Raw genomic sequence first — 24466 nt, forward strand, 5'->3', positions numbered from 1 at the left:
TATGTTTATTGATACACATTGTCACTTAGATTTTGCTATTTTTGATAAAATACGAGATACAATATTACAAAACTGTGATGAGTTGGGTATTAATTATTTTATAAACCCTGCTACTCAAAGAAATAATTGGGATAATCTGATTCAACTTAATGAACAATATAGTAACATCGCTATTTGTTTTGGTTTACATCCAGTATTTATAGATAATCATAATCGATCTGATTGGGATAATTTAGAAATATACACTCAGAAGTATTCAACCAAGATTATTGGAGAAATTGGTCTAGATAAGAGATTTAATAATTTTGATAAACAGATAGAATTTTTCTCGGCACAAATAGTTATTGCTAAAAATCTTAATAAGCGAGTAATTATTCATGTTGTAAAATCTCATAATGAGATATTACGAATCATTAAAGATTTAAAATTTACTAATGGTGGTATTATCCATGCTTTTAATGCAAATGATACTATCGCACAACAGTATATAGATCTTGGCTTTAAATTAGGCATTGGAGGAATTATCTCTCACCCACAATCAAAACTTAAACAAACTCTACAAAAAATCAACCCTAAAAATATTGTTTTAGAAACAGACTCGCCTGATATGAGACTTTATAATAGTTCCAAAGATATTAATACTCCAGAGAATATACCTACAATTTTTGAATTGCTTAACGATATTTATCAACTAAATCCTGATATACTAAAACAACAAATTTATAATACTAGCTTAGAATTTATCTAAAAAATGTATATAGCCAATTTACGCTTACAAAACTTTAGAAATATTCCTTTTAAGAGTTTTGATTTTAAAAATAGTATAAATTTTATAGTTGGTAAAAATGGTTCTGGCAAGACATCTATTCTTGAGTCGATATATTTTCTGTCACATAGTAGATCATTTCGCAGCTCACAGCTTAATCGTATAATTAACCATGATAGCGATGAGTTTATAGTCTACACAAAAGCTTATAACCCTGATGAAATAGTCATCTCACTATCACGTAAAAAAAATAGTAATAATATCTCAAAATTAAATAGCGAAATTCAAAAAAATCATACTGAAATAACGCGAGTTTTGCCTATTCAATTAATGAATCCTGAAAGTTTCAATATCATAAACTCTGGTGCTCAACAAAGATGTAAAGTACTTGATTGGGGCGCTTTTTATCTTGATAAAACTTTCTTAAAAATATGGCAACAAACTAAATTTCTTATCAAACAAAGAAACTCCGCTCTTAAGCAAAACTACCCAAAGGCTTATATTAACGGAATAGATAAAAAATTAGGCGAGTTTGCTGATATTCTAGATTACAAAAGACAGGCTTACTTTACAAAACTAAAACCCAAAATATACGAAGTTCTATCACAATTCAATCCGGATTTAAAACTTGATATAGATTACTTCCGTGGTTGGAACTCACATAAAAGCCTAGTTCAAGTTTTAGAAGAATCATTTGAGTCTGATAATAGATACAGTGTCACTAATCATGGTCCTCATAAAGCTGATATAATTCTAACTATAAATCATAAACCAATACAAGATATCTTCTCACGTGGACAACAGAAACTACTGATTTGTGCAATCAAATTAGCACAAGGAGAGATTCATAACTTAGAAAATGAAAATAAATGTATTTATCTAATAGATGATATAACATCTGAACTTGATAATACTCATACGAAAACTCTTTTTAGCTATCTTAAAAATCTAAAATCACAAGTTTTTATTACAACAACAGAAAAAAATAAAATTAACGACTTTCTTGATTTAGATAGTCACATCATCGAAATATAGGATATAAGATAATGCTTAGAATAATACTCTCACTATTTCTACCAATACTAGTTTTTGCTAATAATCCAATATGTGATGGCAGTACCTATGAAATTAATCAATGCCTCAAGATACAAATGCAAACGTATGATAAAAAACTAGATTCTCTCAAAGGCTCTAATATCAAAGATTTTAAAAGATACCGTGATAATATCTGCTCAGATATTAGCTCAGCATATAATGGAGGAACTTATGAGTCTATTAAATATGGTAACTGTATAATTTCTCTTGATAGGTGGTTTTTAAAACAATTAGAAAGATAATTAATTCTCGTTAAAAAGCGTTATAGAATCATTAACAAGTTGCTGTAACTGTTCAGCATCATCTCTTGATGAGTCTATGTCTGTACCTCCTTCATATGAAGGATATAGAGTAATAGAATCTTCTGAATCTTCTTTATAAAGTTGAATAGTATTATATGCGGGGTCATCATTACTTATTTGTTGCACCATCCATCTTTCACCATTAATTTCAGCAACAGTACACTTGAAATCTGTACAATTAGCACTTGTTCCTGTATATACTTTACCTCCAATATTTTGATCAAATGTAAAAGGATCTTCATCTGCATTAGCATCATATAAAGAGCTTACTAAGCTTTCTGAATTACTAGAGCCACCAGAAGAGGTATTAGAACCACTAGATTCAGAGCTTGGAACTCCTGGCACAATATTACCAGGAATATTTCCTGAAGTTTTAGTTATTTCAAGAAATATCGCATTTAGTAATGAGATACATAAGAAAGTGCTTCCTAAAATAATCATTAATTTTTTAATATTCATAATAGTAATCCTTTCTTAGATATTTTACTCTGTTAAAGTTAAGTCATACTGATAATACGGATCTGTAATATCAGGTACTAAAATTGGTTCAACATAAACTTTAATATTTGCATTCTGAGCATCTACTCTTTCTTTACATACTTGTACAACATTATCTTTATTTACTTCAACACATCCCCAAAGCTCAGAGTTTTCATCAGGAAATTTTCCAGCCTCATATGTATAATGAGTAATCTCATTAATATAGCTTCGAGCTGCAATATCCGCACTAGAAAGTTTTGCTCTAACTTGATAATTTGAATACATTGGTATTGCTACTGCCGCTATGATAGCAATTATCGCAATAACAATTATTAACTCTATTAGAGAAAAACCTCTATTATTCATATGCTCCCATATAGATAAATAAAAACTCACTAAGAATAACTATTATCAATTTAGAAATATATAGAAAAAAATAATGGCACCCATTAAAAGTTAACTAATAAAACCATACTTATACAAATAATATACTCTAGAAATCTTTATTCATTAGTCTAATCTGATAATATATATCATTAGTCTTGTTATTAATTTATATAGTAATTTACAACTATGCTTAAGAAAATTATGGGCTTAATGATCCTAGCTCTTATACTTGTGGGTTGTAAAGATACCTATAAAAATAATCAATGGAGCAAATTTCATAGAGATTCATCAACCAGTTCTGATCTTCACTCAAGACTTGTTGAAGTTCATAATCGTGATAGTATAGGATTCACATACTCACCATATGGAGCAGATTTCAGAAATAGACTTAATTAGAAGAAGATCTTGTTTGACAATATTTATTGGATTGATTTTCAGAGCAATAATTATTAATTTGTTCACGTACGGTTTCTTTTGAACAAAACCAACTACTTCCACAAGGCTTATTTGTTATATCACTATCTTCTGAATCTTGCGTCTCCAAAAAAGCAGCTATGGATTTTTCAAGTTCATCGATAACATTAAAATTGGGGGAATCATAAGGTGAAAAGTCAGTATTAGTATATCTATCAATAATATCTCCTACACTACTAGAATACCCTGCACTATTTTCTGGAAGACTAGTATAAGTCCCTAATCGACCACTAGAATCAATAAATATTCCAAAAATATTCGGATCTTCATAATAACCAGCATTAGCATCTCCTTCACCCGAAACAATATAAGTAACACCGTTTCTAGATCCCACATAGACGTTATTTGAATACTTTCTACAAATAGGGAGAAAATCACCACTCTCTCCACACTTGTAAAACCCTGGCATACTCGTTATATTTCCAAATGTAGGCGTATCATAAAGATAATCTAAATTAGTATCTTGTTCAGATGATGATTCATTAGAATCAACTCCAGCGACTAAATTACTAGGTATATTACCAGCAGCCTTATTTATATAAAGAATCGCTGCATTTGACAAAGATATATTCAAAAAAATTCCAATAGTAACTATTAGTGTTTTAGTAAACATGTCACTTCTCCTAATATACTAAGGTTAAATTATATTGATAATAAGGCTGCTCTATATTAGGTAATATATCTTGATCAATATATACCTTCATAACAGCATTTTGTGAATCTATTCGTTCTATACATACCTTAATAACATTATCTCTATTAAGTTCTCTACAACCCCATAATTCAGAAGCTTCATCAGGAAATATCTTTTTCCCAAAGGTATAATCTGTAACTTGATTGAGATAGCTATTTGCTATTGCATCTGTTACCGAAATTTTAGCTCTAGTCTTATAATTTGAATACATGGGTATAGCTATAGCAGCTACAATAGCAACAACGGCTATCATAACCATTAACTCCAATAACGAAAATCCTGCTTTTGTGCGCATCCAAATGATATATAGAACTATTTCGAAACTGATAATAGCAATTTTTCAATTTGAAACATACGGGAATAATTGACAGTCCTTGTTAAATTTTAATTGATCTAAACTATAACTAAGGGTTGGAATTAAATATATTATGTCAATTTAAGCATTAATAAAATATGCTAAAGTCTATGATCGTTTACTAACTGCTACATTTGTCATATATACACCCAAAAACACAACTCCGCCAAAAAGCAATGATAAGATAGAAATTGTTTCTCCATATAATACAAAACCAATCAAAATAACTAAAAATGGCATAGTATTTTGAAAAACAGCAGTCTTATAAACTCCTATTTCCTCAAGAGCTCTTAGATACCACAGATAAGCTAATACGGTTGCGAATGCTGCTATATATAGCATACTAATCCAAAACTTAATATCTGTATGAGCGAGTTCTGAAAAGTCTGATTTAAATAAACTCACTATAGCAAACATTATCATTCCAACTATAGCACCATAAGTATTGATTGTAATCATATTAACACCAGCTCTTACACAACATTTGCCAAATATCGCATAAGCCGAGAAACATACGACAGCTAAGATACTTAATATTTCTCCTAGGTTCATGTTAATGACGGTTGAACATTCCATAGAAGAATTACTAGAAAACATGACAACACCAATAGTACCTAGCAATGCAACCAATATACCAATCTTTGCTTGCTGATTGACTTTCATCTGAAACATATAATTAGATAAAATAGTTATCAAACATGGACTAAATGCAAATATAATAGCAACAATATTTCCAGATATCAGTTTCTCTGCCCATAAGAATGCTATGTTATATAGAAATACCCCAAAGAACCCAACAGCTATAACATAAAGCCATTGCCTAAGATTTAAGTGTGGAAATAACGTTTTGGTAAAAAAATAGTGAACTACAAGAAAAATAAGAGATGCCATAGCATAACGAATTAAGCCAACTAAATATATATCTACATACTCTAATGGAAGCGGAGCTATATGATACAAACTAGCCCAAAATACTAAGGCTAAGAATATTTTGACATACCCTTGTAGTAAAGAAGAATTCATGAATTTTAGACTATCTGTTTTTTATCAGATACTCTACTATACTCGGATCTAAAAGTGTAGATGTGTCACCTAAATTATCAAAATCATTTGCAGCTATTTTTCTCAAAATTCTTCTCATAATTTTACCAGAACGAGTTTTTGGTAAATCTGGAGTAAACTGAATGACATCTGGACTTGCGACTGGACCAATCTCTTGTCTAATATAAGATACTAATGTTTTTCTGATACTATCAAGATATTCATCTCCAGCACCTTTACCATCATGACCATCTTTTAGTATGCAATAAACATAAATCGCTTCACCTTTGATATCATGAGGCATACCAACTACAGCTGATTCTGCAACGCTAGAATGAGTATTCAATACAGCTTCTATTTCAGCAGTTGCCATTCTATGGCCTGATACATTAATAACATCATCCATACGACCTTCTATCCAGATATAACCATCTTCATCTCTTCTAGCTGCATCACCTGAGAAATAGAAACCGTTGAAACTACTAAAATATGTTTGAATATATCGATCATGGTCACCATAAATAGTTCTAGCCATACCAGGAGTCGCAGTTCTAATACATAGAGCTCCTTTACCAACTCCTTCAATCTCTTTACCATCAGTATCTAATAAAGCTACATCTACTCCAAAGAAAGGTTTAGATGCCGATCCTGGTTTTAGTTTATGAGCACCTGGTAATGGCAGAATCATATGTCCTCCAGTCTCTGTTTGCCACCAAGTATCAACAAGAGGTGCTTGATTATTTGCACCCTTCTCCACAAACCAGTTCCATGCTTCTGGATTAATAGGTTCTCCAACAGATCCTAATACTCTTAATGAAGTTCTATCTGAATCTTTAAGGTATTGATCGCCGGCTTTAATTAATAATCTAATCAAAGTTGGTGCTGTATATAGGGATTTCACATTATGTCTATCAACTTCTTTCCACATTCTAGAAGCATCTGGGTATGTTGGAACACCTTCAAAGATTAAAGAGGTACAACCATTAGCAAGCGGACCATAAACAGCATAACTATGCCCAGTAATCCAACCAATATCAGCTGTACACCAATATACATCATCATCTTTTAGATCAAAAGCTAATTTATGAGTCATACTTGCGTAAACAAGATAACCTCCTGAAGTATGAACAAGGCCTTTTGGAGTACCAGTTGAGCCTGAAGTATATAACATAAACAATGGAGTTTCTGCATCAAAGAATTCTATCTTATGTTCATCAGAAACCTTCGCACACTCTTTCTCATAACAAAGATCTATATCGTTCCAAACCATATCCTTTGTTTTAGTTCTGCTCACAACTAGTACATTTCTAACAAAGTCTAAACCAAAGATTGCTCTATCCACACTCTTTTTAAGAGGTATTCTCTTACCTGATCTAATACTTTCATCTGCTGTAATTACAAATTTACTATTTGCATTTATAATTCTCTGCTTAAGTGCTTCTGCAGAAAAACCTCCAAATACAACTGAGTGCATAGCTCCTATACGTGCACAAGCAAGCATCGCATATACCGCTTCTGGTATCATTGGCATATATATAGTTACAACATCACCTCTTTTGACACCATTTGCCTCAAGTATATTAGCCATTTCACATACTCTGTGATAGAGATCTCTGTACGTAATATTCTTAGTGTGATATGGATCATCAGCTTGCCATACAAAAGCGACCTTGTTCGCCTTGTCTACTAAATGCCTGTCAACACAGTTATAACAAACATTTAGCTCACCACCTTTGAACCATTGAATATCTACTGGATCAAAGCTACTTGCAAAAGCCTTATCAAAAGGTTTATGCCAGCTAATATAATTAGCCTGCTTCGACCAAAATGCCTCTGGATTTTCTATTGATTCTTTATACATAGCTTCATATTGCTCGGCATTAACATTAGCTTGAGCTATAAACTCTTCTGAAACTTGAAAATTTGAATATGACATATCTATTGATTTTAAAACGCAATTAAAATCATATTAGCATATTTATTAGAATTTTTGACTATGTTTATACTATCAATATTTAACAATATTTATCAAATATTGATAAAGAGTTATCGACTTTGAAGATATTCTTTGAATTTACTGCCTAACTCTTCGTGTTGTAGAGCTATTTCATAGTTAGCGATTAAAAAGCCTAATTTACTACCACAGTCATAACGAGTACCTTTAAATTCATAAGACAGAATTTTCTCTTCTTGATCGAGTAGTTTAGCGATTGCATCAGTTAGTTGAATCTCTCCACCTGCACCTTCTGAAGTTGATTCTAAACATCTGAAAATTTTGTTAGGCAATAAATATCTACCCACAACCGCATTAGTCGATGGAGCTTTTTCTGGAGCTGGTTTTTCAACTATAGCTTTGATAAGATTATCACTATCTTTGGCTACAATACCATAAGAACTAGTTTCATCTTTTTTGACTTGCTGAGTAGCTATACATCCTCTGATGTCAGTACCTTCTACAGCTTTCACCATTTGCTTAAGTGTACCAGTACCACAATCATGATTATAGATTAAATCATCCGGTAATATCACCGCAAAGTCTTCGATTCCAACAAGAGGTTTAGCACATAGCACAGCATGACCTAAACCTAGAGCTTCTGGCTGACGAACGAAGAAAAAGCTTACATCTTTCGGAATTATGTTTTTGACTAAATCTAATAATTCATATTTTTGCTTTTTCTCTAACGAATACTCTAATTCAAAATTTCTATCAAAATGATCTTCCAGAGATTTTTTGTTAGAACTTGTAACAAAAATAATTTCCTTACAGCCTGCTTCGATAGCTTCCTCAACAGCATATTGAATCAATGGTTTGTCTACAACAGTTAACATTTCTTTAGGACATGATTTGGTTGCTGGCAAAAATCTAGTTCCCCAACCAGCAACAGGAAAGACTGCTTTTTTGATTTTCATTTAATCTCCTTGGTATCAGCTATCAGCTAGATGACAATATAAGCTTACATTAGTATTATAACCATTTACAGAGAGGTTGCTCAACATTTTAGATAATCTTTTTAGATCATTTGATCTTTTGACATATAGATCTACCAAGATTTCATTTTCAAAATAATATATAGACATCTTTTTATCTAAAATATTATTTTCGGCAATATTATTTTGAGCAAATATCGCTTTTATCTCAGATAATATCTCTATGCGAGAAGGTTCAAAATTTTCAAGCTTAATAACGCCGTCTTCATGATTTGTAACATCCACATGCACTGTAATATCTTTGATATTTTCGACATTGTGATAAATATTACTTTTAACAATCTCAGCGATATAATGTCCCTCAGAAGCTGTACTGTACTTATCAACTAAAATATGAACATCTAGTACAATTTTACCAGCCATTTTTCTAGTTCTCAAAAAATGAAAATCTTGAACTCCTTCCGAATTAGTAATTATTTCTTTAATACTTTTACGTGTTTCAGCATCAACACCTTCATCGATAAGCTCAGCAACAGCAGAGTAACCCCACTTGACACCCATCTTAACGATCATATAGCAGACTACTAAGGCAGCGATAGCATCCATCCATGGGAAACCTAAAAAAGCACCTATTAAACCAACTAATACTACTACTGAAGACCACATATCTGAACGACTATGCCAAGCATTCGCTCTTAGCATATCAGAATCAATTTTATTTGCAGCTCTCATAGTGTACTGATAAATAAACTCATTACCTAATATAGAGAAAATTGCTGCATACACAGTAAATCTATCTGGAGTTTCATACTCACCTACAATTAATATAGCTAATGAGTGATAAACAATCATAAAACCTATAGATATGAGTAAGCCAGAAAGTACTAATGTTGCTAATGTTTCCATTCTCTCATGTCCATAAGGATGATTATGATCCTCACCTTTATTAGCATACTTAGCAGCAAATAAAACCATAGCATCACTCAAAAGATCTGAAAATGAGTGTATTCCATCAGCAAATAACGCTGGCGATCGTCCTATGATTCCAATAAATGTCTTTGAAATAGCAAGTAATGCATTTATAAACATACCTACTAGAGTAACTTTTTTGGTGATTTGATATCTAGTATCTGACATTTTCAAGCCTCTTTTATTAGATTAACTAAACAAATTTTAAGCAAGATAATAATGTGATGTATCAAGAATGTCTATTATAAATATAAAAATTATGACTAATCCTTAGTCATTACAAGTTTAAATAACAATATATGTGCAAAGATTGAAAAAATTATTGTTCCTATCCACCATGCTATAGGATAGTCCAAACCATGTACTGTTACATAATAAGCTGCAAATATAGATATTACAAACTGTAAGCTAGCCATTACTAATCCAGGATTCCAGCTCTTGCGCTTAATACCTTCTGCAATATGTGTTAAACAATTTATAATACTAAAAATTATAATCAATAATCCAAAACCAAGATTAATAAAGCTCAAAGTTCCAAAAACTGCAAAAGCTAACCATACCATAAGTATATTTATCCAAAATATCTTAATATCTGTAAGCTTCTCCTGACCTTGTGGTAGTCCCATAACAGTGCGATTCATAAAATCTTTGAAACCGCCTGGTACATAGTGCTCTTCTGTCTGATGAAACAAATACATTGGAATGTTAATTAATCCCCAAAAATGTGGATCATATATAGAAAAATTAGCAAATAATAATACCGTAAAAAATATACCTGCCCATGGAGCTACTTTTGCCCAATTTTGATTTTTTGCTAAAAAACCTATCATCATCTAACCTTTAAATATAAGCTATATTATCGATAATATATTATCTTTTGTAAAAGTTACTATATAAATCTTCAAATATCTTAGCATTTTTGTCAAAAATCACCTTGCAATGCAAACAAATAATTGTATAATATACTCCATCAGTTCGGAGAAATGGCTGAGTGGTCGAAAGCGGCGGTCTTGAAAACCGTTGACTGTAACAGGTCCGGGGGTTCGAATCCCTCTTTCTCCGCCATGAACATAGAGCCCGTCTACTTTGTAGCGGGCTTTTTTGTTTCTACCCACCTATAAACCCACCTAAAAGATTTTACTTAACATCTATTGACTACCCATCGAATAAGCAAACCGTCATTAAATCTTTCAAATAATCAAACTGGAATATTTCTTCAATATATTTCTTATACCTACTTGAATTAATTTCTCTTTCATTATCTCCTCTTTCTTTTTCCTGAATATAATTATGCTTACCATTAATACCACATCCTGTTATGTGCTCATATAATATTAGGTCTAAAAATCTTAACTTTGGTATCCAATAATTTTTAATTTTTTGTTTTGCAAATTCTATATTGGTCGTATTAAATACTGAATATGACTTATTACTTTTATCTAGTTTGATATTTAAGTCTAACTTCTTAACAAGTTCAGCTCGTAGACAATAAGGTAATTTTTGAACTCTTTTAAAAAACATATCAAGATTATTTCCTTTTTGTTTTTCAAACCATATCGTCTTTTCACTTTCCAAAAGATAATTTGAATTTATTGGATCTAATAACATTTGTTCTAAGAATATATTTATTTTCTCTATCCTATCATTGTCATAATCAATAGATACTTGTAACATCTTTTGATCAAAAGTAACCTGAAGTCTTGTCCAGTCAATATACATAACCCATCTATTGTAGATCATGAAAGCAATTTGCTTGACAGTTAGATTAGAAAAATCATAAACATTATACTGAAGTGAATTTAGAATCCTTCTGTTAAAACTTGCAGGTAGTGGTTTATCTATTTTTTTAAATAGGTAAGTATTATTCTCTTTAGCACTTTCTAAGGTTTCCCAAGATTTAAAAACATCATTTATAGTAATTGCTGATAAATATTTTTTAGACTCATATGATTCTACTATTTCTATTGATGATTCAATACTACCTATATCTAGCTCATGAGTTTCTACTAAACAAATATTAAACCTATCATAATTTTCTAAATAGTCTTTTATAAATGTAACTATCAAATTTTTATAGATAATATCTAGCACCAGAAAAAACGTCTCTGAAATAATCTTTCTTACCTGTTTTATTGACATATTATCAATATATTCTTTAACAACATATACTTTATAAAAAGTCTCTAAATGTAAATCAATAGATGATATATATAGTTTTGAAAAAATATACCTAGCATCTGATATGGGATCTATTACCTGAGCATCTCCTTTAAGCTTTTCGTATATACTAATATAATATTTATCTAGATCTTTTTGATCATATGTTATTTTATATAAATCATAATAAGACATACTTTTACCTGATATAAAAATTTTTTTATCCAATGATAGCTCCATATATCTTTTTTATTTAAAATAACAAGATTCTCTCCGAAACGCTAGTTGATTTAGATAGCCCTGAGGCTATATAAATCTTTTACAATAGCGTTTCTAAGTATTAATTATGCGAAGCATTACGCCTTGCCCACCGTCGGCCCGATAGGGTTGACCAACGGGTTTTACCAGTGAAACGGGAGGGACTTAGACTAGCAAACTTGTTACTGTGCCCTTAGCCTGCGACAGGGTGCTTTGCTCGGCTTTAGTCCATCGTGTGAAACTCGTTGGTCAAGCGTAGCGCAGACGGTGGGCTGAGCATTCCCCAAATTCTTGGGGAAGCGGCGAAGAGTTAATCAAATATCGGCTCTGTCCAACGCCCTGCTTACAGCTAAGGGCGGACGATATTGAGAAAATCTAGCCTTTGGGGTTTATTTGATTGCTTGATAGATCTGCTTGATTATTTACTTACTTTGACAAAAGTAATAAATAAACTTAAAACTCAATCAAAAATATCATTTTTGTCGTGATGTTTTAGTTTAGATTTTGAGAGTTATCCAGCTTACAATTTCTTTCTAATACTCTATCATTCAACCAATCTTCAACTTCAGAAAGTACCCACCCTACTGAGTTTTCGCCTAACTTAATCTGCTTAGGGAATAGATCTCTACTCATATAATCATAGATAGTAGATCTAGATAAACTAGTCATTTCTAATACTGTTTTTAATCTTATTATCTTCATATTCATTTCCCCTATTGATATAGATCAACACATAATATGGTTCCATAAAGATTGCTATATATCTACTATAGATATTTTAGAGTTTATTTCGACTTGTTCCAACGCCCTGCTACTAGCTAAGGGTGGGCGATACTAAAAACTCTAACCTAGATAGTATATTTGATACCTTGCTTATCTAATTACTTCATTAAAAGTCAGATACTTTATGTGATATGCTAACCATAATAAATACTCATCATTAAGTCGAATATTCATTTTAAAGATATGCCTATCAATTTTAATTTCGTTTTCTGTATTAAGCAGATTAGCAAACTTAATATCATTAGGTATATTCAAACCAAATAGCTTGCATATTATGACTACATCAAGAATGTACAATAGACTATATTCATCAGTCCATGTCTCGATAATAGAGTTACTATTTTTGCTTAAGAACTCTTTATAAGCCTTTTTCTCATAATTAGTGCTAAAACTCTCACGAACATCCTTATATACAGACTTCTTTTGCATTAAATTGTAATACTTACCTGTTGAAATCTCACCAACACCATACAGCTCTTCCCAGTACAGTCTTGTCGCTGGATTAATAATATCAACATTTTCAGCTAAAATTCTTATGATATCTTTTAGGTCTTTTATTCTTTTAGAACCAAAAGGATTTTTTAAGTATAGTTCTCGTGCAAAATTAAAGTCAAATGTGGCTTCTATCGGATTACTTGAATATAACTCTTTAGCAAATTTAAAAATATTTGCGACAACATCAATTATGTTTTGCTGTATCAAAAACTCTTCACTTTCTGATATAAAGTCAAAATCTTTTGACTCATTATTGCTAATAAATATGTATTTATCATGTATAGACTTGATCGTATTAAGCAAATTATATCTATGAAATAGTGATTTTAAGAGAGTTTCATTAGTAATGTTCTCAAATTTATTTTTATACACTTGAATATTAGGAAATAAATTTTCAGTGTCAAACTCGTTTCTAATAATATCTTTATTTGAGTAGCCCTTATATATATCACCAGATAAAAAATTCACATACACATTTTCTATAATATGAAAAAAATTTTCATCTTTTTTAATTAAGAAGGGCTTCTTAGGGAACATAATTCCTATATGAAATTGCTTATGCAAATAATAGATATTTATTCCTTCATTACTATGCTGGTCTTGAAGTTGTTCAATATAGTTATAAACAGACACCGCAATATTTTTAGCATTAGAAAAGTCTATTTCACTACTATTATTGAAATAGATGTTTTTATAATTATTTTTGTTATCATCGAAATAATCTAAAAATTTTTCAACCCAGCCTAAGTTATAGTATTTCTCAATATCTATTTTAAAATCACCAAAGATATCTGCACAAACATAATCATACATAAATTTATAAAAGGAATAACAAAATATAAATTTAGATAGTTCATCTTTATAGTAAATTCTGTCGCAACTAACTTTTTTGTATATTTTTTCATAAATAGAATATACATATTCACTGTTTATATCAGAAAAGTCTTCTAAATATATTGAGACACTTAAGTTACCTTCTCCATCAAGATCGACAACCTCTAATATCCCACAATTAACATCAGTATTATTCAATTAATATGTCCTTTACCTATTCTTCTTAAAATTCTCAGCTTGCTCAAAAATCTCCTTGAAGACTTCATCTCTGTCAATCGGTGGATAGTTATGTTTAGCAAGTAGTAATATCAACTCAACTTTAAGTGTAGCTTTGATATCTTCTCTAATATTCCAATCAGTATATTTTGATTTATCATCAACCACCTTTTTGACTTCTTTTGCTAAAGCGATAAGTTTATCCTCTGGATAGTTAAACTCATATCGAATAGCAATATCCTTTAGAATGTCATAAAAAGCTTTTTCTTCAAAGTCGATACCTAGATCACCAAAAGACTCTTTCTCTTTTTTAAGAGCGTGATATAAATCAACAATCTCATCTGTAAAGTCATTTAAAACATCACTAACTAAGATATCTTGCTCTTTACGCTCATTATATTTTTCCACAAGTGAATTAAGCTTTTTAGAGAAGTCTAATGCTTTGACTTTATTTACCTTTTTAAAGTCTTCTAAAGCTTTTGCTAATAACTGTTGTAGTAGCTTAATCTTAGTATTTGGTAATTTTACTTTATCTATCTTGTTTAGATAATCTTCATCAAAAATATCAATCTTTGATTCATCATCACTACCAAGTTTAAATATTTCCTCGACACCTTCACTTTTGATAGCCTCTTCTATCATATTGGCTACCCTTTTATTCATCTGTGCGGTATCTGGAGCTTCGCCTTTAGTCAGTTTGACAACTATAGAGCGGACAGCTAAATAGAAATGTATAAGATCCTTCTCTTGATCTGAAAAAGCATTAGCTCCACAACAAATATCATAAGCTGCTTTTAGCCTCTTAACGATATACATAAATCTATTTTCTAGCTCTTTTGTTAGCTGGATATATTCACTAGCAAAGTTTAGACAATTTAGTTGCTCAATTGGTGAACCTGAGAAATATTTACTATTATCAAACTTATGGAAAATTTTTGCTAATAAATCTAGCTGATCTTTAACGACAACTATAGATGCTTCAATATCCTCAAAGTTTTGGCTATCAATATTAGAGAATTGTTTAAGAGCCTTATTCATCGCTGTTTTCATACCAATATAGTCAACTACTAAACCTTTTTTTTTACCGGCGTATTTTCTATTAACACGCGAAATAGTTTGGATAAGATTATGCTGTTGGATTGGCTTATCAATATAGATAGTATCTAAAAATGGCACATCAAAACCTGTTAGCCACATATCAACTACTATAGCTATTTTGAAGTTAGATTTTTCATTTTTAAATTGAGTATCTAGAGTTTTACGATATTCTTTTGTACCTAAGAGATTATATAACTCTTTACAATCATCTTGATTACGAGTCATAATCATTTTGATTTTCTCTAATGGAAGTATCTCTTTCTTTTCTTTATCTGTAAGCTCTGCGGTATCTTCACAAGCTTGTTTGATATTCCACCCTGGGCGTAACTCTATGATTTCTTTAAATAATGCATAAGCAATTTGCCTACTACTAGAGACAAACATAGCCTTACCTTTGATAGTAGCACCCTCTGAAACTCTCTGCTCATAATGCTCTACAAAATCTTTAGCAATCGCTCTAATTCTATCAATATCACCAAGTATGACACTCATGTTTGTCATAGCTTTTTTGCTCTCTTCTACTTGATGTTCATTTGCTCCAGCTTCGGCACATTCTTGATAGTACTTTTCAATCTCTTGAAGTTTTGAGCTATCTAGCAATACTTTTGCAGCTCTACCCTCATAAACTATGCGAACCGTAATCTCATCTCTAACCGATTCTGTCATAGTATAACTATCTACGACATTACCAAAAACATCCAAAGTTGCATCTATCGGCGTACCTGTGAAACCTACAAAGGTAGCATTAGGTAATGAATCATGTAGATACTTAGCAAAGCCATAGGATTTTTTGATACCGTCTTTTGTAAATTTAATCTTTTGGTCTAGGTTTATCTGGCTTCTATGTGCTTCATCAGATATACAGATAATATTAGTCCTCTCACTGAGAATATCTAAATCTTCGGTAAACTTATGAATAGTAGTTAGAAATACACCGCCACTTTCACGAGCTTTTAGCTTAGCTCTTAGGTCTGCCCTACTCTCAACACTGACAACTGTATTATCACCAATAAACTTTTTAGCATTGGCAAACTGTTTGCCAAGTTGGTCATCCAAATCTGTCCTATCTGTAATAATCACAATAGTTGGACTTGAGAAATGAATACTTTTCATCAGCATACGAGTTAAGAAAAGCATTGTAAAACTTTTACCGCAACCAGTCGCACCAAAGTATGTACCACCTTTACCATCGCCATGAGGTTTTTGATGTTGGATAATATTTTCATAAAGCTTTTTAGTAGCATAATACTGCGGATAGCGACAAACTATTTTTTCTTCTTTGTGGGATTTATCTGGTATATAGATAAAATTATGAATAATGTCTACTAATCTCTCACGGTTAAACATCCCTTGAATCATTGAATGCATTGAGGCAATACCATCTACATCGACTTCATCGCCTGTAATTCTTCTCCAAGAATAGAAAAACTCATACGGAGCAAATAGAGAACCAGCCTTATTATTGATACCATCACTAATGACACAAAAAGCATTATATTTAAAAAGCTCTGGTATATCTCTTCTATAGCGGACTGTTAGCTGATCAAAAGCATCTTTGATAGTCGCTTCTTCACGGATAGCACTTTTGAACTCAAAGACTACTAGAGGCAAACCATTTATATAAATTATGCCATCTGGTATGCGTTTCTTATATCCTGTTATCTCTAGCTGATTGACTATCTTGAAGTTATTAGCATCTATATTTTGATAATCTATAAAATGAATACGAATATCTTTGGCTTTTGGGTCTTCTCTTTTGAAATCAAAGCCACTAGTTACTAGCTCCATGATAGCCTTGTTAGTATCATATAGATCACTAGCTGGATAAGCCTCTAGTTTACGGATGATAGTTGTAATCTCGTTAGCTGTGATATTGTCATCTGCATATCTAGTAGCTAAGTACTCACGTAAATCATCTTTGAGAAGTACATCTTTATCATCACGGATAATTTCTTTACCAAACTGATAACTAATACTCTCTTGGCCAAGTAGCTCAATAAATGCAAGTTCTAGTTTTTCTTCTGTGAATTTATTCATGATTGTTTTACTCTATCAAATTCTTTTAACTTAGCTTCTGCTAAATCTTTTGGTAGATATTGAAACCATTTAAACATACCTTCTACTTGATTATCTGTTAAATATAAGTTTTTATATAAATTTTCTAACATACTATTCATATATTCTTTTTTATCATCATCTAATACTTCTAGAGCTCTTTTAATTTTATACTCATAAGCATAACAAGTTAGTAAATTTTTAAGAGTTTTAATTTTATACTCTTTACTAATCACTTCTCTAAAATCTCTTTCTATTTTTAAGATAATTTCAACTTGTCTATTACTTAGAAAATTTTTCTCTTTATAGTGATTATATACTCCAGTAAGGAATGAATTATCTTTAGAAAAGGCAAAAGCAGGCATTTTTTCTTCATGTAAAAACATATATACAATAGCTTTATATCTATCTCGATTTTTTTGCTTATTTGTTAACTCCTCACTATTATTATTTGTATTAACCCTTACATCCCTATCAAAACTAGCTATCATACTAGTTGTAAAATCTATAGTAGCTAACCGTTCTTCGTTAGAAAAGTTTTTCCTTACATAATCATTACTACCATACTGAACACCGTTATCTGTATCAATATAGAATGCCTTACCAGATGGAAGATCACGACCACATATAGACTTAACTCCGCTTGGAATAAAATCTTTTTTTATTAGTTTCATACCTAACCCTTAAATTAATCAGAAATTAAAGCTTTTATTTCTCTTTTGCATACTTCAGGAATATCTAATGTCTCAATATTTACTTTTCTTAAAGTATCAAAACATCCTTTAACTGTAATTTCATTAAACTCTAAGTTGTTATTGTTTTTTAACTTTATACTTGTAAGCCTAGATAGACCTAAAGATATTAAATTTAGAACTAAATTATCTGATGTTCCACACTCTAAATATAAGGGTAAATTAGGTAAACTGTCTACATCATAACTCTCATCTTTTTCTTTTAGAACTAACTCTAAAATATCCATATATGCATGAGTTGCAACAACATATTTATAACGAATATTTTTTTCCAAACACTCTAATACTTCCCTAATTGAAAGATTAATTTCTTTATTATAATGAGAGCTATGCTTTAAAATAATATCTTTAAGTAATGTGTCATGTATCCACTTAGAAGCTATAGTTGAGTAAAAACTAAATTGCTTATTGCTAGTGCTAACATCAAAGAATATAATACCAATTTTTCTAAATATTTCTTTTAAAATATCATTAACACCAGTTTGATAAGATTTTTTAGGAATTAATTTTGATATATCTTGTGTTCCTTGCAGAAAGAGATACATGTTATTTAATTTTGTTGGATGAATTGCAGAATGTTTTTTTAATATTTCAGAAGGTAATGAATAATTTATATTTTTTGATATCTCTAAAAGTTTTTCAATTTTTTCAAAATTTTCATGATCTTTATATATTAAAATATTTTGTCCATCTAAAACATAGTCTGAAAAAAATTTCCCAAATACGCCTTGCTCTTTATTTGCATTATTTTCTGCTACATCGATTATTTCATCTGTTCTTGCTAATAAAGTGTTTTCAAAATAACCTTTTATTTCTTGAAGCTTCTCCCCTTCAAAACTTTTCTCACACCAACTATCAGGATCTATACACCATATGTTTCCATGAAATTCGTGCAACAATCTTCCTGCTCTACCAACTAAATTTAGAAAATCCGCTCTATTCATTGGAGTGTTACTACCTCTCATAGGTCTATCGACTATAATATTTTTAGCTGGCAGGTTTATCCCTTGTAGAAGAGTACTTGTACAAAAAATAAACCTTATTTTTCCTTTACTTGCAAGATTTTCAACTTCTGTCCTAACCGAAGATGGCATATATCCATAATGATAAGCTACACCTTTTTTAAGACAATTTATAATTGAAAAATCTTTATGAATATCTTCTTCAAGGAAACTAATTAAATCTGCAATCTCTTCACAATCTACGTCATCAAGCATCTCAGCTAAAGATAAAGCTTTTTTTTCAGCATCTTTAGCTCCATTGCAGTAAATAAGAGTTAATTCATCATCTCTAGTTATTTGTTTAGCTAAGGCAATATGTCTGTTTCCCCTAAATTTAAAATCTATGCTAAAATTTCCTAACATATCTCTTGATAAATATTCCCCAATTCTATCTATTCTAATTTTTTTCGGTTTATTCTTTACTTGACTTAATAAGAATATGTTTTGACTTACTGGTGAAACATTCTCTATAAAATAATTGTTATGAAAATTTTGCTTAAACAATTTGTTAAAATATTCAGGATTCTTTATCAAAGGACTTGCAAAAAACAATTTCACATTTGGGTTTTTCTGAAGTAGAAATTCTATAGTATTCTGTAAAACAACTCCTCTATTACTTTGTATTTCTTGAGCCTCATCAATAAAACACGCATTTATAGTTATCTCGTCTTGGTCAAGTAAAGCTTTCAATCTTTCTTGTGTTATAACATATACTTTACCTTTCTTAACCGATTCCTCTTCAACTATAGGAATAACTCTTACATCAACTTTATCAAATAACTCAAATTCTTTAAGTTTTTTAATAATGCTTTCACTCAACTCTTTAATTAAAGCTCTCGTTGGTACAACTAGAACTATAACTTCCTTATCATTATTCAATAATCTTTTAATAATTGATAATGATAAAATAAATGATTTACCTGCAGATGTTGGGGCTGATACACTATAAAAATCACTTGTAGTAAGAACATCAAAAAACTGCTTTTGAAAATCTGTCAATAACAAACACTCATCTAATAACGATAGTTTGTTTTCATTTTCCCTTGCTAGAATTTCTAAATCAAACAAAAAATTCTGAGACCTATATTCCTCTGTTGGTTTTAATTTTTTTAACAAATCTCTATTTGGAAAATTACCAAGTCTGGACAAGATACAATAAGAAATAGAATAAAGGTTTGGATACTCTTCATAAAAATTAATAAATAATTTTGTTACTATCACATACGCAAGTATTTGTTTTTTTTCATCAGCAGATAACCCATAAATAGATGCTATTTGTATTAAATTTAAAATATCTTCTTCTGATAACTCATCAATATCAGACTCGGACCGAATATTTAATTCATTTAAATATTTTAATGAATCATAATTGATAAGCTTACTAATTAAATAATCATCTTGATTTTTCAAATTAAAGCTCCTCATTAAACTTATCTCTTAGCTCTTGAACACTCTTAAATGGAAGAAAAAAAACTTCAAAACTAAACTCTTTTTTTGAAAAATTGTCAAAACGTGATTGAATAAGACTCGTTAGTCTTTTGGTATCTTTTTTATATATCTCCATAAAGTTATCAATAAAACTACTTCTATCTTTAGTATCTAGTTTTTCATATTCATTCCAATCATATCCGACTAAACAAGCATGATTTATTTTTAACTCATGAGCTTCAATTTCCCCATTAATAAAATTTTTAACACCATCTTTCTCTTTATCCGATAGATATTTATAATGATTCGTTACCATCCTGTATTCATGTTTCCACATCTCATTTTTATGGAACCCTTCAATACTTTCAAAAATACTATCTAATGCTTTAGATATGCTTCCATATAATTTAGCCTCACCAAAAAAAATATTTAAAATATTATTTATAGTTTTTATATGAATTCCATCAGAACCAAATGTCTCTAGCTTAGGATTAGTTTTTAAACTCATTTTTGCAACTATTTGAGGAGCATCTAAAACAGCTTCCATAAGAAGCCATAAAATCATTTCTCCCATTTCACCAGAAGTTGGTTTATTTTTATCTGTTATCTCATCTTGTTGCCATTTTCTAAATAATTTTCTTGCTTCCCTATTTATATTATTACGTTCTTTTTCTGTTACTACTCGATTAAGTCCTCTTTTCTCAGAATCAAAACAATAATGTGTAAAATAATCAAATAAAGTATCTATTAATAAATCTATTTTAGGGTTTCCGTTTGGATCAAATTTAATAAATTTGAATCTAAGATTCACATTAACATTATTAATAACATTATCGTGATCTAATTTATCAAATACTTTTTCATAATCTGATTTATCAAAGGAACATAAGTTATTCAAAATCAAACCCTCACCCCTCCACAGTTGCCATTTTTGAAAGTAAAATTTCTGTTAAATCTAAAAGTTTTTTATTTTCGATTCTTTTTATATCATTTAGATTTATTATTTTTCTACAAACATTCTCAAAATTCAGTAATACATCATCCTTAGACCTTAAAATATCTAGATTTATTATTTGTTCTGGAGAAATATTTGCCTGATTAGCACTTCCTGTTGCACTATACAACAAATTCATTTGAGTATCTTTGTGAGATAAAAAGAAATATGCATATAATTTATGCTTCTTATTATTAATTATCAACTTACCAACTCTTTGATTAAGTAAAGACATATTCTTTGCAACATATCTACCTACTTGACCTACTGCCGAATTAAGTTGATTAACTCCAGATCCTGTCATAGAAATTAATATGTCATCATACTTAACAGTATATTTTGTCAATTTCTCATTTATACTATTTGAGAAGCATTGACTATCATTTAAGTCGATTATTGGTGGAGTGATATTTTTTATTTTTATTATAGGTATACTTCCATTATCTGAAAAATCAGAAGCTTTAAAAGCATAACCATTTTGAAGAGTACATAGATCTTTTAAAGTTACAACACCCCACCCCTCTGGAATTTCCTTCTCAAGATCCTCACAATAAACCATTTCACCGCCGCCAGACTTGTACGGTCGGATATCAGATTCTGAATCAAGTTCAGAATGACTGAAATTATGTGGAAATTCAAAATCTACAAACCACTCTTTATAGATAGTTTGAGCTGTTTCTTCTAGCTTTTGGTTTAGTTGCTCATTTAGTTTGATTCGATTTGTAATAGCATAATACTCGGCTACTATCTCACGCTGTTTTTCTATTGATGGGATTGGTAGCTCTAACTCACAAAAATCATCCCAGTTAAAGCCACCTCTTACACTACTATCTGTAGTAAACCAAGCATTTCTATCAAACTCACTTCTTCTAAACCACATCATTAGATATTCTGGAAGCAAAATTTGCTTGTCCACTACCTCAAAAATAACATAAGCAGGAGATACTATAACTTTCTGCTGTAATTCCAGCATACTTATTGGTAATACACCATCTCTACCAACGTGCATTGGGTTATATGCAAATTGATTTTTCTCTACTACTTTATATTTTGATAAATCAGTTCCTGTAACATTTGCTACAGACGGCATAAATTCTTTATTTATATTTATACCTCTAAGATTTTCAACAGTTAAAAAATTATCAGCATTTCTTTTCTTAACTTGCTGGATATAGCTACCAAGTTTTTTATAATTTGATCTCATAACCCAACTCTTTAAATACTGTTAGAAGTTCTTGTTTTGATTGCTCTTCTTGCTTTAGTAGCTCACTAAATTCGGTTTGAAGATTTTTCATCTTCTCATCAAAATCTATATTCTCGTCTCTATTTACAAACTCGATATATTTACTTGGCACTAGCGAATAATCTTTAGCAATTACTTCATTTATAGTCACACTCTTACAGTACTCTGGAATATCTTTATAACTATGAGATTCTGAATCAAGTTCAGAATGACCAATGGATTGCCAAGTATGATAAGTATCTGATATCTCTTGGATATTTTCTTCATCAAACTGGATAAACTTCTTCTCAAATGGCACACCCTTTTGGCGTAAATCCATAAATAAAATCTCATTAGATCTATCTCTATGGCTCTTTTGCTTACCATTTTGCTCAAATTCTCTTTGTTTTTTGTTAGCATTAAGTACCCATAAAGTCACACTAATATCTGTAGTGTAAAACATTCTCATTGGTAGTATTAAAATAGCTTCTACTAGATCATTTTCTATTAGCTTCTTACGGATTTTGTATTCCTCACCTCCACCACTTAGAGCACCATTCGCTAGGATAAAACCAGCTACACCATTTTGCGATAGTTTAGAAACTATATTGAGTATCCAACCATAGTTTGCATTTGACTTTGGTGGCACATCATACCCAGCCCAACGCGGATCATCTAGTAGCTCATTTACTCCACGCCAATCTTTTTGGTTAAATGGTGGATTCGCCATTATAAAATCAGCCTTTAGATCAGGATGTTGATCTTTGAAAAATGTATCTGCTGGCACATCTCCAAGATTAGCCGAGATCCCACGGATTGCTAGATTCATCTTTGCTAGTTTGTATGTAGTACCTGTGTACTCTTGACCATAGATTGAGATGTCTTTTTTGTTACCTTTATGAGCTTCTATAAACTTGATAGACTGGACAAACATACCACCTGAACCACAAGCTGGATCGTATATTTTACCTTTGTATGGTTCTATCATATTGGCTATTAAATTTACGATAGATTTTGGCGTGTAGAACTCACCTTTCCCCTTACCCTCTGCTATCGCAAATTTACTCAAGAAATACTCATACACTCGCCCCACTATATCATTACCCTTATCGGCTATAGTGTTGATGTTGTTTATAGTATCTATCAAGCTAGAGAGTTTACTAACATCTAGCCCAAGCCTTGAGAAATAGTTATCTGGTAATGCACCTTTTAAACTAGGGTTATTTTTCTCAATAGTTGATAGAGCTGTATCTATCTTGAGAGCTATATCGTCTTGTTTGGCATTTTGCTTGATATATGACCATCTAGATTCTTCTGGTAGATAGAAAACATTTTCCATAGTATAGAACTCGACCATGTCAATAAATGCTTCTTTACCTTCGGCAATTAGCTGCTCTCGGCGTTCTTCAAAAGTATCACTAACAAACTTTAGAAATATCAGCCCTAAAACTATATGTTTATATTCACTAGACTCTACTGAGCCTCTGAGTTTATTTGCACTCTCCCAAAGAGTCTCTTCCATAGACTTGGTATTTGCTTTCTTTTTTGCTTGAGCCATTTAGGTTAAAAATATTTATATATCTATACAAAAGATTATATTTAATTGGTTTTGCTATTGCTAGAAGTATCAAGATTTAAGTAAGTTTTGAAATTATAAATTGAACTAATATAAGAAAAAAATG

General features: G+C 30.7%; 22 protein-coding genes and 1 tRNA gene. 5 read left to right on the plus strand and 18 right to left on the minus strand.

The annotated features are described in order from the left end of the window. The first annotated feature begins 1 nt into the window (after position 1). Genes ACKTR7_RS01580 through ACKTR7_RS01590 form a run of 3 tightly spaced genes read left to right on the plus strand, consistent with a single transcriptional unit; the run spans position 2 to position 2103 of the window. Entirely contained in the window at positions 2–748 is a 747-nt protein-coding gene (locus ACKTR7_RS01580) for a TatD family hydrolase (protein ID WP_407876718.1), read from the plus strand. A 3-nt stretch (positions 749–751) separates the two neighbouring features. Beyond that, entirely contained in the window at positions 752–1801 is a 1050-nt protein-coding gene (gene recF / locus ACKTR7_RS01585) for a DNA replication/repair protein RecF (protein WP_407876719.1), read from the plus strand. 11 nt (positions 1802–1812) lie between these two features. After that, complete coding sequence (locus ACKTR7_RS01590) at positions 1813–2103, plus strand: lysozyme inhibitor LprI family protein (RefSeq protein ID WP_407876720.1); 291 nt, start codon at positions 1813–1815, stop codon at positions 2101–2103. On the opposite strand, the gene ACKTR7_RS01595 is transcribed toward ACKTR7_RS01590, so the two are convergent. Both ACKTR7_RS01595 and ACKTR7_RS01600 read right to left on the minus strand, forming a co-directional pair. Beyond that, entirely contained in the window at positions 2104–2622 is a 519-nt protein-coding gene (locus ACKTR7_RS01595) for a hypothetical protein (RefSeq protein ID WP_407876721.1), read from the minus strand. A 24-nt stretch (positions 2623–2646) separates the two neighbouring features. Beyond that, the gene (locus ACKTR7_RS01600; protein ID WP_407876722.1) at positions 2647–3009 is read right to left on the minus strand and encodes a prepilin-type N-terminal cleavage/methylation domain-containing protein; all 363 of its coding nucleotides are present in this window, start codon (positions 3007–3009) and stop codon (positions 2647–2649) included. A gap of 207 nt (positions 3010–3216) precedes the next feature. Here ACKTR7_RS01600 and ACKTR7_RS01605 point away from each other — a divergent pair, with 207 nt between their 5' ends. Then, complete coding sequence (locus ACKTR7_RS01605; protein ID WP_407876723.1) at positions 3217–3426, plus strand: hypothetical protein; 210 nt, start codon at positions 3217–3219, stop codon at positions 3424–3426. Here ACKTR7_RS01605 and ACKTR7_RS01610 read toward each other — a convergent pair. From ACKTR7_RS01610 to ACKTR7_RS01640, 7 genes are all read right to left on the minus strand, one after another. After that, a complete protein-coding gene (locus ACKTR7_RS01610; RefSeq protein WP_407876724.1) occupies positions 3419–4117 on the minus strand; it encodes a hypothetical protein in 699 nt (232 codons plus the stop codon). The two genes, ACKTR7_RS01605 and ACKTR7_RS01610, sit on opposite strands and share 8 nt — an antisense overlap. A gap of 10 nt (positions 4118–4127) precedes the next feature. Then, positions 4128–4493 (minus strand): prepilin-type N-terminal cleavage/methylation domain-containing protein, encoded by a 366-nt coding sequence (locus ACKTR7_RS01615; protein ID WP_044526052.1) that lies wholly within the window; start codon positions 4491–4493, stop codon positions 4128–4130. A 168-nt stretch (positions 4494–4661) separates the two neighbouring features. Continuing rightward, entirely contained in the window at positions 4662–5576 is a 915-nt protein-coding gene (locus ACKTR7_RS01620; RefSeq protein WP_407876725.1) for a DMT family transporter, read from the minus strand. 10 nt (positions 5577–5586) lie between these two features. Continuing rightward, positions 5587–7530 (minus strand): acetate--CoA ligase, encoded by a 1944-nt coding sequence (gene acs, locus ACKTR7_RS01625; protein ID WP_407876726.1) that lies wholly within the window; start codon positions 7528–7530, stop codon positions 5587–5589. A 110-nt stretch (positions 7531–7640) separates the two neighbouring features. Beyond that, on the minus strand, positions 7641–8504 hold the full coding sequence (gene galU / locus ACKTR7_RS01630; RefSeq protein ID WP_407876727.1) for a UTP--glucose-1-phosphate uridylyltransferase GalU: 864 nt from the start codon (positions 8502–8504) through the stop codon (positions 7641–7643). 15 nt (positions 8505–8519) lie between these two features. Continuing rightward, positions 8520–9659 (minus strand): cation diffusion facilitator family transporter, encoded by a 1140-nt coding sequence (locus ACKTR7_RS01635; protein WP_407876728.1) that lies wholly within the window; start codon positions 9657–9659, stop codon positions 8520–8522. Between the two features lie 95 nt (positions 9660–9754). Then, complete coding sequence (locus ACKTR7_RS01640) at positions 9755–10324, minus strand: HXXEE domain-containing protein (RefSeq protein WP_407876729.1); 570 nt, start codon at positions 10322–10324, stop codon at positions 9755–9757. Between the two features lie 144 nt (positions 10325–10468). Here ACKTR7_RS01640 and ACKTR7_RS01645 point away from each other — a divergent pair. Continuing rightward, positions 10469–10556, plus strand: a tRNA-Ser gene (locus ACKTR7_RS01645). A 90-nt stretch (positions 10557–10646) separates the two neighbouring features. Here ACKTR7_RS01645 and ACKTR7_RS01650 read toward each other — a convergent pair. The 9 genes from ACKTR7_RS01650 to ACKTR7_RS01690 form a co-directional block, all read right to left on the minus strand. Then, complete coding sequence (locus ACKTR7_RS01650; RefSeq protein WP_407876730.1) at positions 10647–11876, minus strand: hypothetical protein; 1230 nt, start codon at positions 11874–11876, stop codon at positions 10647–10649. A 522-nt stretch (positions 11877–12398) separates the two neighbouring features. Next, entirely contained in the window at positions 12399–12608 is a 210-nt protein-coding gene (locus tag ACKTR7_RS01655) for a helix-turn-helix transcriptional regulator (RefSeq protein ID WP_407876731.1), read from the minus strand. 171 nt (positions 12609–12779) lie between these two features. Then, a complete protein-coding gene (locus ACKTR7_RS01660; RefSeq protein ID WP_407876732.1) occupies positions 12780–14216 on the minus strand; it encodes a hypothetical protein in 1437 nt (478 codons plus the stop codon). 12 nt (positions 14217–14228) lie between these two features. Continuing rightward, a complete protein-coding gene (locus ACKTR7_RS01665; protein WP_407876734.1) occupies positions 14229–17369 on the minus strand; it encodes a type I restriction endonuclease subunit R in 3141 nt (1046 codons plus the stop codon). Then, positions 17366–18061: a hypothetical protein gene (locus ACKTR7_RS01670; protein ID WP_407876735.1), complete on the minus strand. Its 696-nt coding sequence runs from the start codon at positions 18059–18061 to the stop codon at positions 17366–17368. The genes ACKTR7_RS01665 and ACKTR7_RS01670 overlap by 4 nt, the downstream gene beginning before the upstream one ends. Positions 18062–18075: 14 nt before the next feature. Then, entirely contained in the window at positions 18076–20550 is a 2475-nt protein-coding gene (locus ACKTR7_RS01675) for a DEAD/DEAH box helicase (protein ID WP_407876736.1), read from the minus strand. 1 nt (position 20551) lies between these two features. Next, on the minus strand, positions 20552–21466 hold the full coding sequence (locus tag ACKTR7_RS01680; RefSeq protein ID WP_407876737.1) for a HamA C-terminal domain-containing protein: 915 nt from the start codon (positions 21464–21466) through the stop codon (positions 20552–20554). A gap of 10 nt (positions 21467–21476) precedes the next feature. Then, positions 21477–22766, minus strand: a complete 1290-nt coding sequence (locus ACKTR7_RS01685; RefSeq protein ID WP_407876738.1) for a restriction endonuclease subunit S — start codon at positions 22764–22766, stop codon at positions 21477–21479. Continuing rightward, entirely contained in the window at positions 22750–24342 is a 1593-nt protein-coding gene (locus tag ACKTR7_RS01690; RefSeq protein WP_407876739.1) for a type I restriction-modification system subunit M, read from the minus strand. Before ACKTR7_RS01690 ends, ACKTR7_RS01685 begins: the two co-directional genes overlap by 17 nt. Positions 24343–24466 lie beyond the last annotated feature (124 nt).

Source organism: Francisella sciaenopsi, assembly GCF_045862875.1.
GTDB lineage: Bacteria > Pseudomonadota > Gammaproteobacteria > Francisellales > Francisellaceae > Francisella > Francisella sciaenopsi.